Source organism: Streptomyces sp. JNUCC 63, assembly GCF_054366325.1.
This window is the reverse complement of the sequence record NZ_CM135963.1, coordinates 3,250,453-3,262,331: the sequence shown is the minus strand read 5'-3', so window position 1 is coordinate 3,262,331 and position 11,879 is coordinate 3,250,453. Positions and strand designations below refer to the sequence as shown.

The window sequence follows — 11,879 nt, the reverse complement described above, 5'->3', positions numbered from 1 at the left end:
CCAGCCTGCTCGGTTGCGGGGAGCGGGGCCATGGAGCGCGTCGGCGTCCTGGGCGGGGGGTTTTCCCTACCCCCTGCCGGGGGCGTCCGCGCCGGGGCCGTCGGTGCGGTCCCGCCACGGCAGCTCCGCCGTGACCGTCGTCGGGCCGCCCGGCGGCGAGTCGACGACGAACAGGCCGTCGACCGCGTCCAGCCGCTCGGCCAGACCGCGCATCCCCGTCCCGCCGTCCAGCCGGGCGCCGCCGCGGCCGTCGTCCCACACCTGGATCAGCAGCCGGTCCTCGACCCGCCACACGTCGACGGAGGAGGACCGTGCCCCACTGTGCTTGCTGACGTTCTGCAGCAGCTCGGAGACGGTGAAGTAGGCGATGCCCTCGATGGCCGGGGCCGGCCGCGCGTCCAGGCCGGCCGTCACCTTGACCGGCACGGTGCAGCGCGAGGCGACCGCGGACAGGGCCGCGTCCAGGCCGCGGTCGGTCAGTACGGCGGGATGGATGCCGCGGGCCAGATCGCGCAGCTCCTGCAGCGCGAGCTTCACCTCGCCGTGCGCCTCCTCGACCATCGCGGCGACGTGTTCGTCGGCCTGACCCTCCAGCAGCTTCTCCTTGGCCAGGCCGAGACCCATGGCCAGGTTGACCAGCCGGGCCTGCGCGCCGTCGTGCAGGTCCCGCTCGATGCGCCGCAGGTCCGCGGCGGCCGTGTCGACCACGACCCCGCGGTCGGACTCCAGTTCGGCGATCCGCCGCTCCAGCTCGTCGGAGGGCGAGAGCAGGGCGCGCACCATCGCCCGGTCCACGTTCGCCATGCCCCGCGCGAGGAACGGCAGCACCGGCCACAGCACGAACAGCGAGACCAGCGTGACCGAGAAGGTCAGCACACCCCAGGGCAGCCGTATGAAGTCGTACAGGACCGTGCGCCAGCCCACCGGGTCCTTCAGCACCAGCCACAGCCGGTTGAACAGCCCCTTCGTACGGTGCAGCGGCAGCGGGCTCGGCTCATCGATCCGCACGCCGAGCAGCGCCCTGGCCCGCGCCCGCTCCAGCCTGCCCAGCTGCCGCGAGCCCATCAGCCCGGCCGCCAGCAGCGGGAAGCCGATCACGGTCAGTGTCAGCGTGGCGCCGGTGAACAGCACCGACACCACGTAGACGAAGCCGAACAGCGACACCGGCAGGTTCCCCAGGAGATGCGTGATCTCCTTCCAGGTGGGCAGGTCGTAGGCGAGACGAACCGGGGGCAGACGGTCCTCGGCGTCGGCTGCCGCCGGATCGGCGGTGGAGATGCGTGCGGTCATACGGGTCAGCGTGCCGTGCGGCGGGGCGTTCGCGCCATGAGGTCGGCCGCCCTGCCCTGCGGGGGAAAACCCCACCTTCGCATCTCACGGTGTGAAGGACTGCTTACCGTTCCTTTATCAGGGCCTAGACTCCCGTGCGTACAGATCGTCGAACACAAGGCCAGGAGACAGGACCGGCAGGGCCGGGACAACGGGGCCGGCACGGCCAGGGAGCGAGGGGACGGACGGTGCGGGAGACGTTGCGTGGGTCGACCGCCGTCGTCGCGGCGGACCACTTCCAGTCCTATTCGGTCGTCGGACTGCTCGCCGTCGTGGGCGTGCTGTTCGTCGCCGTCGCCTTCGGCGCGGGCCGGCTGCTGCGCCCGGTGGTCCCCACGCCGGAGAAACTGCTGACGTACGAGTGCGGTGTCGACCCCGTCGGCGAGGGCTGGGCACACACCCAGGTCCGCTACTACGTCTACGCCTTCCTGTACGTCATCTTCGCCGTCGACTCGATCTTCCTGTTCCCCTGGGCGACGGTCTTCGCCGCCCCCGGCTACGGCGCGACGACGCTCGTGGAGATGTTCATCTTCCTCGGCTTCCTGACCGTGGGCCTGCTGTACGCATACAAGAAGGGCGTCCTGGCATGGACGTGAATCCCGAGCCCGTTCTGCTGCCGGAGCCGAAGAGGCTGGGTGCGCTCGCCCGGCTGGCTCCCGAGCCGATGAAGGTCGTCCTGAACTGGGGCCGCCGCTACTCGCTGTGGGTCTTCAACTTCGGTCTCGCCTGCTGCGCGATCGAGTTCATCGCCGCGTCGATGGCCCGGCACGACTTCATCCGGCTCGGTGTGATCCCGTTCGCGCCCGGGCCGCGCCAGGCCGACCTGATGGTCGTGTCCGGCACGGTCACGGACAAGATGGCCCCGGCGATCAAGCGCCTGTACGAGCAGATGCCCGAGCCGAAGTACGTCATCTCCTTCGGCGCCTGCTCCAACTGCGGCGGCCCGTACTGGGACTCGTACTCCGTCACCAAGGGCGTCGACCAGATCATCCCGGTGGACGTCTACGTCCCCGGCTGTCCGCCGCGCCCGGAGGCGCTGCTCCAGGGGATCCTGAAGCTCCAGGAGAAGATCGCGCGGGAGTCGCTGGGGGAGCGGTACGGGGCCGAAACGGCGCGTCCTTCGACGGCGGCGCTGCAAAGCGGGCTGGTGAAGCCGCCGGCCGCCGGAACCGCCGGTGAGGGGGACGCGCGATGAGCGGTGCCGGTGCCGGCTGGCTGCCCGCGCCCGCCGAGGAGCTGTTCGGCGCCGAGGCCACGGCGGAGGAGTCCTACGAGGTCCTGACGGTGGACGTACCGGCGACCGCGTGGGTGCCCGCTCTGCTGACCGCCCGCGACGAGCTGGGCTGCACCTACTTCGACTGGCTGAGCGCGGTCGACGAACCGGGCACGGGCTTCCGTGTCTCGGCCCATGTCGTCGCCCTCGCCCCGGTACGGCGCCTGCTGCTGCGTACGACGGTCCCGCACGGGGCGCCGGTGCTGCCCACCGCGGTCGACGTCTACGCGGGCGCGGCCTGGCACGAGCGCGAGACGCACGAGATGTTCGGGGTCGGCTTCGAGGGCCACCCCGCTCTGGACCACCTCCTCCTGCCGGAGACCTTCGAGGGCCATCCCCTGCGCAAGGACTTCGTCCTGGCCGCCCGCGTCGCCAAGGCCTGGCCGGGGGCGAAGGAGCCGGGGGATTCGGACCACGGCGGCCCCAAGCGCCGCCAGATGCTGCCCCCGGGCGTCCCCGACCCCAACGAGTGGGGCCCTTTGAAGGGCCGGCTCCCGGCCGCCCCGGCCCGCCCGGCGAGGGGCGCGGCCCGCGCGGCGGGCGACCGTCCGGTACGGCGTACCCGCACGGCGGCGGAGGGCTCGGCGAGCCAGACCGGCCCCGCAGCGGATGCGACCGGGGCCGCGAGGCCCCGCCGGATACGGAGCGCGAGCGAGGGTTCGGTCAGCCAGGACGCGGGCCGGGAGGCCCCGGCGGGGGCCGAGGGAGTGCCCGGGGAGGCCGGAGCGGTGGCCGGGAGCGCCGCGCCGCAGGGGCAGGCCGCCGGGAGGTCCCGCCGGATGCGGAGCGCGTCCGAGGGTTCGGCCAGTCAGCGCGTGGCAGGCGCGGAGGATGCGGCCCCGGAGGCTCCGACAGCGGCCGAGGACGTGCCCGTGGAAGGCGGCGGGGCGGCGGCCGGGAGTGCCGCGCGACGGAAGCAGGCCGCGGCCGAAGGCACGGCGTCGCAGGCCGCGGCGGCGGAAGGACCGGCCGCGGAGGCATCGGTGGCCCATGAGCCGGGCACACCGACCGTGGGGGCGCCCCCCGCGGCCCGGCCCGGGCCGCGGCGTGCGCGGAGCGCGTCCGAGGGATCGGCGTCCCAGCGGGCCGACGCCGGGCCGCGTCGCGCGCGCGGTGCGAGCGAGGGTTCGGCCTCCCAGCGCGCGGCGGCGGCCGACCGGTCGCCCACGCCTCCCGCGGCCCCGCGCGGCTCGGACGCCCCCTGGCACCACGCCCGCCCGGCGTTCGACGAGCCCGAGCCGAAGCCGAGGCGGAAACCCGAGGACGACACCCCCGACACCCCCGACGACAACACCCCCGACACCCCCGACGACTCCGAAGGAGGCCCGCGGTGAACGACGCGGTCGACGTCGCCCTGCGACTCCTGATCGTCTTCGTGGTCTTCCTCACCTTCCCCCTGATCGTCGGTCAGACCGAGCACAAGGTGATGGCCCACATGCAGGGCCGCCTCGGTCCCATGTACGCCGGCGGCTTCCACGGCTGGGCCCAGCTCGTCGCGGACGGCGTGAAGTTCGCGCAGAAGGAGGACGTGGTCCCGGCCGGCGCCGACCGCCGGGTCTTCCAGCTCGCCCCCGCCGTCGCCCTGCTCCCGTACCTCCTCGTGCTGCTCGCCATCCCGATCGGCCCCGGCGAGGGCGCCGTCGGCCAGGTCCTCGACGCGGGCATCTTCTTCGTGCTCGCCGTGATGGGCGTCGGCGTCCTCGGCTCGCTCATGGCCGGGTGGGCCTCCGCCAACAAGTTCTCCCTCCTCGGCGGTCTGCGCACCGCCGCACAGCTCCTCGCCTACGAACTGCCCATGCTGCTCGCCGCCGCCTCCGTGGCGATGGCGGCCGGCACGGTCTCCCTGCCCGGCATCGTCCACGCCTTCCAGTGGTGGTGGCTGCCCTGGCAGATCGTCGGCGCGATCGTCTTCTTCGTCGCCGGCCTCGCCGAACTGCAACGCCCGCCGTTCGACATGCCCGTCGCCGACTCGGAGATCATCTTCGGCGCCTACACCGAGTACACCGGCCTCCGCTTCGCCCTCTTCCTCCTCGCCGAGTACGCCGGGATCGTCGTCCTGTGCGGTCTGACCACCGTCCTCTTCCTGGGCGGCTGGCACGGCCCCTGGGGCGCCGACGGACTCGGCTGGTTGTGGACCCTGCTGAAGACCGCCGTCCTCGCCTTCGTCGTCATCTGGCTGCGTGTCACCTACCCCCGCCTGCGCGAGGACCAGCTGCAGAAACTGTCCTGGACCCTCCTCGTCCCCCTCTCCCTCGCCCAGATCGCCCTCACCGGCATCGTCAAGGTGGTGATCTCCTGATGGCCGAGTCGCTCCCGCCCACCCGGCCCCGCATCCCCGGCTCCGGTCTGGTCAAGGGCCTGGCCGTCACCCTGCGCACGATGACGAAGAAGACCGTCACCGAGCAGTACCCGGACACCCAGCCCGACCTGCCGCCCCGCACCCGCGGCGTGATCGGCCTGTTCGAGGAGAACTGCACGGTCTGCATGCTGTGCGCCCGCGAGTGCCCGGACTGGTGCATCTACATCGACTCCCACAAGGAGACGATCCCGGCGGCGACCCCCGGCGGCCGCGAACGCAGCCGCAACGTCCTCGACCGCTTCGCCATCGACTTCGCCCTGTGCATGTACTGCGGTATCTGCATCGAGGTCTGTCCTTTCGACGCCCTGTTCTGGTCCCCGGAGTTCGAGTACGCCGAGACCGACATCCACGACCTCACCCACGAGCGCGACAAACTCCGCGAGTGGATGTGGACCGTGCCGGCCCCGCCCGCCCTGGACCCCGGCGCGGAGGAACCCAAGGAGATCGCCACCGCCCGCAAGACCGCCGAGAAGCTGGCCGCCCAGCAACAGGCCGCGCAGACCGCACAGGCCGAGCAGTCCCAGCAGACCGAGCCGCGGGAGGAGGACGCGTGAGCATCGCCGCCGCAAGCCACGGCTTCCTCTCCCCGACCGGAGTCGAGGTCGCCTTCCTCCTCGTCGGCCTGGTCACCTTCGGCGCCGCCCTCGTCACCGTCACCACCCGGCAGCTGGTGCACGCCGCCCTGTGGCTGGTGGTGGCCCTCGGCGGCCTCGCCGTCGAGTACCTCCTGCTCACCGCCGAGTTCATCGCCTGGGTACAGGTCCTCATCTACGTCGGTTCCGTCGTCGTCCTCCTCCTGTTCGGCCTGATGCTCACCAAGGCCCCCATCGGCCGCTCCCCGGACGCCGACTCCGGCAACCGCTGGGCCGCCCTCACCGTGGCCGTCGCCGCCGCGGCCGCCCTGGTCTGGGTGGTCGTCGACGCCTTCCGCACCACCTGGATCGACCTGGACGGCGCCGCCGCCGGCTCCACGAAGGTCACCGGCGAGAGCCTCTTCCAGAACTGGGTGCTGCCCTTCGAGGCCCTCTCCGTCCTCCTGCTGGCCGCCCTGGTCGGCGCGATCGTCCTGTCCCGCAAGGCGAAGGCGGACGCCACCGCCTCCCGGACCCCGCAGTCCCGCGGCGACCAGGGTGCCGACCGGAGTGCGGGCCAGGGCACGAAGGGAGGTGCCCGCTGATGCACCTCGCCTATCCCGCCGTGCTCTCCGCCCTCCTCTTCTGCACCGGCCTGTACGGCGTCCTCGCCCGCCGCAACGCGATCCTGGTCCTGATGTCCGTCGAGCTCATGCTCAACGCCGTCAACCTCAACCTGGTGGCCTTCGACGTCTGGCTCAGCAGAGCCGCGGCCGAGACCCTGCACTCCGGACAGGCCCTGACCCTGTTCACCATCGCCATCGCCGCCGCCGAGATCGGCATCGGCCTGGCGATCGTCCTCGCCGTCCACCGCAACCGCGGCACCTCGGACATCGACCGGCTCCGCGATGCCGCCGAGGGTCCCGACGACTCCGACGACGGCCCCGACAGCGACGCCGCCGCGCGAGCGCGGGCCGCTGAGAAGGCTGAGGCCACCGCGTGACCACGACCACCCTCGCCGTCCTCGTCCCCCTCCTTCCGTTCCTCGGCGCCGTGGCCGGCCTGCTGCTCGGCCGCACCGCCCCCGGCTTCGTCCGTCCGCTCGCCGTCCTGCCGACCCTCGCCTCCCTCGTCCTGACCGTGCTGGTCGCCGCGGACCAGGGCGGCGGCCGGGCCGTCGACGCCGCCACCGAGCTCACACCCACCGGCTCGGTCCCCATCGAGCTCGCCCTGCACATCGACGGCTTCGCCGCGCTCGTCGCCGTCCTGGTCGGCGTCGTCGCCACCTGCGTGCAGATCTACTCCACGGGCTACCTGCGCGACGACCCGCGCTATCCCTCCTACGCCGCTCTCGTCTCCCTGTTCACCTCCGCGATGCTGCTCGTCGTCTACTCCGGCGACCTGATCGTGCTGCTGGTCGGCTGGGAAGTGATGGGCATCTGCTCCTACTTCCTGGTCGGCCACTACTGGGAGACCCCGGAGGCCCGCGCCGCCTCCATCAAGGCCTTCCTGGTCACCAAGCTCGGCGACGTGCCGTTCCTGATCGGCCTGTTCGCGCTCGGCACCGCCGCCGGGTCCTTCCGGATCACCAAGGTCCTCGGCACCGTCGCGAGCGGCGGACTGCACCACCCGACCGTGATCGCCCTGCTGCTCCTCGCCGGCGTGGCGGGGAAGTCGGCGCAGTTCCCGCTGCACACCTGGCTGCCCGACGCGATGGCGGGCCCCACACCCGTCTCCGCGCTGATCCACGCCGCGACGATGGTCGCCGCCGGTGTCTACTTCGTCGCCCGACTCCTTCCCGTCTTCCAGGCCTCCGCGGCCGCGATGACCGTCCTCGCCGTCATGGCCGCCGTGACCATGGCCGGCTCGGCGCTCGCCGCACTCGCCCAGGACGACATCAAACGCGTCCTCGCCTACTCGACGATCAGCCAGCTCGGCTACATGACCGGCGCCCTCGCCGTCGCCGACCGCGGCGCCGCCGTCTTCCACCTCCTGTCCCACGGCGCCTTCAAGGCGCTGCTGTTCCTCGCCGCCGGCGTGATCATCCACGCCGCCGGCACCAACTCGCTGGCCGCCATGTCCCGCATGAGCAACCTGCGCGACCGCGTCCCGGACGCCTACTGGACGATGACCGTGGCGCTCCTCGCGCTCGCCGCGATCCCTCCCTTCAGCGGCTTCTTCTCCAAGGAGTCCGTCCTCGGCGCCGCCGAACACGTCGCCTCCGGCCACACCGACCACGCCCCCGGCGCGGCGGGTTGGACCGTCCTCGTCGCCGGCCTCGTCACGGCCCTGCTCACCGGCGCCTACGCCATGCGCCTGTGGCTGCTGACCTTCCGCGGCCGGGGCACCGAGGCCCCCGACCACGGCAAGCAGCCCCTCGTCATGAACACCGTCCTCTGGGTGCTCGCCGTCCCGTCCCTCGCCTTCGGCGGCCTCGCCTTCCGCCTCCTTCCCGCCTGGTTCGACGGCCGCGACCTGAGCCCCACGCTCACCACCTCCGTCCTCGGCACGGGAATCGCCCTGGTCGGCGGCATCGTCACCTACGGCGCCTGGCGGCACACCACCGCGCTCGCCGCCCGCGTCCCTCTCGGCGCCGTCGCCGCCCACCCGGAGGCCGACGCCGGACTCGTCGAGGCCGAGGCCATCGCCAGCCACAAGCCCGCCTACGGGGACATCGCCTACGCGCCCGACCCCGCCGACCCCGGACGGCTGCTGCTCGGACCGCTGCACCGCCACGCGGCCGTCGGCTTCCACCTCGACGCCGTGTACGCGGCCCTCTTCGTCCGCCCGGTCCTGGCCGGAGCGAGTCTCGTCCGGTTCCTCGACCGCGAGGTCGTCGAGACCTACGTACGCGGCGCCGGCGCCGCACCCCGGCTGCTCGGGGCCGCCGTACGGCGTGCCCAGACCGGCAATGTGCAGACCTATGTGAGCGCGCTGCTCGCCGGCACCGTCGTCCTCACGGTCGCCGCCGTCCTTCTCGCCACGGGAGTGTGAGCAGGCGTGATCGGTATCAACGAGTCCGTGATGCAGTTCCTTCTGGCATTCCTCGTCGTCGGCCCGCTCCTCGGCGCCGCCGCCGCTCTCCTGCCCGCCCCGCCCGGACTGAAGGGGAAGTCACCCGACCAGGCCGTGCTCCGGCACGGAGTCACGGTCACCGGCGCCGTCCTCGTCGCCGCGATCGTCCTCACGGCCGGCTTCGACCACTCCCAGGCGTCGAAGATGCAGGCCACGACCGACATCAGCTGGATCCCCGCACTCCACGTGCGCATCCACCTCGGCGTCGACGGCATTTCCCTCCCCCTCCTCGTCCTGACCGCGCTGCTGACCTTCCTCTGCGCGCTGTACTCCTATTTCAAGCCACCCGCGGGCCCGGCCCCGAAGGCCCTCGTCGCGCTGCTGCTCCTCCTCGAGTCCGGCACCCTCGCGACCTTCGCCGTCCTCGATCTGCTGCTGTTCTTCCTCGCGTTCGAGATGGTGCTCATCCCGATGTACTTCCTCATCGCCCGCTGGGGTGGCGAGGGCCGTCAGGCCGCCGCCTGGCGGTTCATCCTCTACACGCTGCTCGGCTCGGTCGTCATGCTGCTCGGCCTGCTCCTGATCGGGATCAAGGCCGGCACATTCGACATGGTCGCACTCGCCACTGACAACGGCCGGTCACTGACCGCAACCGTGCAGGTCATCGCGGTTTTGGCGATCGGGATCGGGCTCGCGGTCAAGACGCCGATGTGGCCGCTGCACAGCTGGCTGCCGGACGCTCACACCGCCGCCCCGACCGTCGGCTCGGTCCTGCTGGCCGGCGTCCTGCTCAAGATGGGAACGTACGGTTTCGTCCGGATCCTGCTGCCGATCGCGCCCGACGGCTTCCACACCTTCGCGCCCTACCTCGCAGCCTTCGCCGTCGTCGGGATCATCTACGGATCCCTGGCCTGCCTCGCCCTGGCCAAACAGGGCGCCAAGGGCGACCTCAAGCGGCTCATCGCCTACTCCTCCGTCGGCCACATGGGCTTCGTCCTGCTCGGCATCGCCACCATGACCCCGACCGGCGTGAACGGCGCCCTGTTCGGCAACATCGCCCACGGCCTCATCACCGGCCTGCTCTTCTTCGTCGTCGGCGCGCTCAAGGACCGCACCGGCACCACCGACCTCGACGCCCTCGCCCTCCCGTCGCCCGACCACCACCCCTCAACGAGCGGCTCCGCCGCGCCGAATCGATTCCAGTCGGGCGCCGCCCTGTACGGAAGGGCCCCGCGCCTGGGCGGTCTGCTCGCCTTCGGCGCGGTCGCCTCGCTCGGCCTGCCGGGACTCGCCGGATTCTGGGGCGAGATGCTCGCCCTGTTCGGCTCGTTCAAGCCCGCCGACGGCCTCAGCCGGCCCGCCTTCCTCACCTTCATGGCGATCGGCGTGTTCGGCACCCTCCTGACTGCCGCGTACATGCTCGTCGTGGTCCGCCGCGTCTGCATGGGCGCCGTACCCCGGCAGGCGTCCCGGCTCGCCGACGTCCACAGTTACGAGTTCGCGGCCTGGACCCCGCTCGTCGCCCTCACCGTCCTCGCCGGGCTCTGGCCGAAGGCCCTGCTCGGGCTCACCGACCCGGCCGTGCAGCAGCTCCTCGCAGGAGGCACTCGATGAGCGCCCTGGTCCTGGCCCAGCCGCCGGCCGAGTCGGTGGTCCAGTCCGTCGACTGGCTCGCCATCGCACCGCCCACCCTCACCGCGGTGGTCGCGCTCGCGGTGCTCGTCGCCGACCTCTTCGTGCCCGCCGGCCGCAAACCCGTCCTCGGCTGGGTCTCCGTCGCGGGCCTCGCCGCCGCCGGGCTGTTGCTGCTGCCCCTCCTCGACGGCCGCCGCACCACGTTCTGCCTGACCGGACAGGCCGACGTCTGCAGCTACACCGCCGACCACTTCGCCCTCGTCATCCAGTTCCTCGTCCTCGGCGGCGCGCTCCTCACGGCCCTACTGTCGGTCACCGCACTGAAGGACGCGCGCGGGGCACTGCCCGAGGGGGAGTTCTGGTTCCTGCTGCTGTCCTCCGCCGCCGGCGCCGCGCTCCTGCCCGCCGCGCGCGACCTGGCGACCCTGATCGTCGCCCTGGAGGTCGCCTCCCTGCCCGCCTTCGCCCTCGTCGGCCTCCGGCACGGCGACCGCAAATCCTCCGACGCGGCCCTGAAGTTCTTCCTGTCCTCGGTCACCGCCACCGCCGTCAGCCTCCTCGGCGTCAGCTTCGTCTACGCCACCACCGGCACCCTCTACCTCACCCAGATCGCCGACCGCATCCAGCACGTCGACGGACAGCTCCACACCGTCGCCCAGACCGGCGTCGTCCTCACCCTCGTCGGCTTCGCCTTCAAGACGGCCGCCGTCCCCTTCCACTTCTGGGTTCCCGACACCTACGTGGGCGCCCCCCTGCCCATCGCCGCCTACCTGTCGGTCATCGGCAAGGCGGTCGGCTTCACCGGCCTGATCCTCGTCACCGTCGTCGCCTTCCCGTCGTACGCCGGCGCCTGGGGGCCGGCTCTCGCCGTACTCGCCGCGCTCACCATGACCGTCGGCAACGTCGGCGCCCTACGCCAGCAGGCCACGCGCACGTACAGCGCGGTACGGCTGCTCGCCTGGTCCTCCGTCGGCCAGGCCGGCTACCTCCTGGTGCCGATCGCCGCGGCCGGGTACTCGAAGGACCCGCAGAAGTCGATCGGCTCCACGGTCGCCTACGCCCTCATGTACGCCGCCGTGAACCTCGGCGCCTTCGCCGTGGCCGCCCTCATGGGCCGTACGAGGGAACGCAACCGCCTCACGGACTACCGGGGCCTGTACGCCACCAACCCGCTGACCGCCCTCCTGATGGCCTTCTTCCTGCTGTGCCTGGCCGGACTGCCCCCGGGCATCATCGGCCTGTTCGCCAAGGTCACCGTCTTCTCCGCGGCCGTCGACGCCGGACTCGGCTGGCTCGCCGTCGTCATGGCCGTCAACGTGGTCATCGCGCTCTTCTACTACCTGCAGTGGACGGCACTGCTGTTCCGCGCCCCCGAGGGCGAACCCGTCCGGCACCGCGTCCCGGCCCCCCTCACCGCCGCCATCACCCTCACGGCCGTCCTCGGCATCGCCCTGTCCGGCGCACCCCAACTGGTCCTGCGCTTCGCGAGCACCGGTCTGTTCTGAACGCCGGGGAGTCGTCACGCGCACGCCGGGCACCCGGCCCCCACGCGCGCGTGCCGTCCGGCGTCCCGCTCACCCGGACGGCCCGCGCGCCGTCGCACGCTCCAGGGAACCCGTGGCTCCCGCCTGGCGTTGACCAGTACGTAAGGGTCCACTGGAGGTGACACCACGCCACCAGTGGCGTCGAACAGCAG

11 protein-coding genes are annotated in these 11,879 nt (G+C 72.2%); 10 read left to right on the top strand and 1 reads right to left on the bottom strand.

Going from position 1 to position 11,879, the window contains the following annotated elements; translation table 11 throughout:
- Positions 1-66: 66 nt before the first annotated feature.
- Positions 67-1,290 (bottom strand): sensor histidine kinase, encoded by a 1,224-nt coding sequence (locus tag ACX25U_RS14800; protein ID WP_454392295.1) that lies wholly within the window; start codon positions 1,288-1,290, stop codon positions 67-69.
- 227 nt (positions 1,291-1,517) lie between these two features.
- On the opposite strand from ACX25U_RS14800, the gene ACX25U_RS14795 reads away from it, so the two are divergent.
- The 10 genes from ACX25U_RS14795 to ACX25U_RS14750 are packed head-to-tail and all read left to right on the top strand — an operon-like array spanning position 1,518 to position 11,688.
- Positions 1,518-1,925: an NADH-quinone oxidoreductase subunit A gene (locus tag ACX25U_RS14795; RefSeq protein ID WP_454392293.1), complete on the top strand. Its 408-nt coding sequence runs from the start codon at positions 1,518-1,520 to the stop codon at positions 1,923-1,925.
- Complete coding sequence (locus ACX25U_RS14790) at positions 1,916-2,524, top strand: NADH-quinone oxidoreductase subunit B (RefSeq protein ID WP_454392291.1); 609 nt, start codon at positions 1,916-1,918, stop codon at positions 2,522-2,524. Before ACX25U_RS14795 ends, ACX25U_RS14790 begins: the two co-directional genes overlap by 10 nt.
- A complete protein-coding gene (locus ACX25U_RS14785) occupies positions 2,521-3,936 on the top strand; it encodes an NADH-quinone oxidoreductase subunit C (protein ID WP_454392289.1) in 1,416 nt (471 codons plus the stop codon). Before ACX25U_RS14790 ends, ACX25U_RS14785 begins: the two co-directional genes overlap by 4 nt.
- Positions 3,933-4,901 carry a complex I subunit 1/NuoH family protein gene (locus tag ACX25U_RS14780; protein WP_454392288.1) on the top strand — a complete coding sequence of 323 codons (969 nt, stop codon included), beginning with the start codon at positions 3,933-3,935 and terminating at the stop codon, positions 4,899-4,901. The genes ACX25U_RS14785 and ACX25U_RS14780 overlap by 4 nt, the downstream gene beginning before the upstream one ends.
- Positions 4,901-5,515, top strand: coding sequence for a NuoI/complex I 23 kDa subunit family protein (locus ACX25U_RS14775; protein ID WP_454392286.1), 615 nt, complete (start codon positions 4,901-4,903; stop codon positions 5,513-5,515). Before ACX25U_RS14780 ends, ACX25U_RS14775 begins: the two co-directional genes overlap by 1 nt.
- A complete protein-coding gene (locus tag ACX25U_RS14770) occupies positions 5,512-6,138 on the top strand; it encodes an NADH-quinone oxidoreductase subunit J family protein (RefSeq protein WP_454392284.1) in 627 nt (208 codons plus the stop codon). The genes ACX25U_RS14775 and ACX25U_RS14770 overlap by 4 nt, the downstream gene beginning before the upstream one ends.
- Positions 6,138-6,536, top strand: coding sequence for an NADH-quinone oxidoreductase subunit NuoK (gene nuoK / locus ACX25U_RS14765; protein WP_454392282.1), 399 nt, complete (start codon positions 6,138-6,140; stop codon positions 6,534-6,536). Before ACX25U_RS14770 ends, nuoK begins: the two co-directional genes overlap by 1 nt.
- On the top strand, positions 6,533-8,527 hold the full coding sequence (locus ACX25U_RS14760; RefSeq protein WP_454392280.1) for an NADH-quinone oxidoreductase subunit 5 family protein: 1,995 nt from the start codon (positions 6,533-6,535) through the stop codon (positions 8,525-8,527). Before nuoK ends, ACX25U_RS14760 begins: the two co-directional genes overlap by 4 nt.
- A 6-nt stretch (positions 8,528-8,533) precedes the next feature.
- Positions 8,534-10,162, top strand: coding sequence for a complex I subunit 4 family protein (locus ACX25U_RS14755; protein WP_454392278.1), 1,629 nt, complete (start codon positions 8,534-8,536; stop codon positions 10,160-10,162).
- Positions 10,159-11,688, top strand: coding sequence for an NADH-quinone oxidoreductase subunit N (locus tag ACX25U_RS14750; protein ID WP_454392276.1), 1,530 nt, complete (start codon positions 10,159-10,161; stop codon positions 11,686-11,688). Before ACX25U_RS14755 ends, ACX25U_RS14750 begins: the two co-directional genes overlap by 4 nt.
- The last annotated feature ends 191 nt before the right edge of the window (positions 11,689-11,879 follow it).

What these genes read in the sequence shown, in the direction of transcription:
- ACX25U_RS14800 (WP_454392295.1), bottom strand. Translation starts at nt 1,290, where the DNA reads ATGACCGCACGCATCTCCACCGCCGATCCGGCGGCAGCCGACGCCGAG.
- ACX25U_RS14790 (WP_454392291.1), top strand. Translation starts at nt 1,916, where the DNA reads ATGGACGTGAATCCCGAGCCCGTTCTGCTGCCGGAGCCGAAGAGGCTG.
- ACX25U_RS14785 (WP_454392289.1), top strand. Translation starts at nt 2,521, where the DNA reads ATGAGCGGTGCCGGTGCCGGCTGGCTGCCCGCGCCCGCCGAGGAGCTG.
- ACX25U_RS14775 (WP_454392286.1), top strand. Translation starts at nt 4,901, where the DNA reads ATGGCCGAGTCGCTCCCGCCCACCCGGCCCCGCATCCCCGGCTCCGGT.
- nuoK (WP_454392282.1), top strand. Translation starts at nt 6,138, where the DNA reads ATGCACCTCGCCTATCCCGCCGTGCTCTCCGCCCTCCTCTTCTGCACC.
- ACX25U_RS14750 (WP_454392276.1), top strand. Translation starts at nt 10,159, where the DNA reads ATGAGCGCCCTGGTCCTGGCCCAGCCGCCGGCCGAGTCGGTGGTCCAG.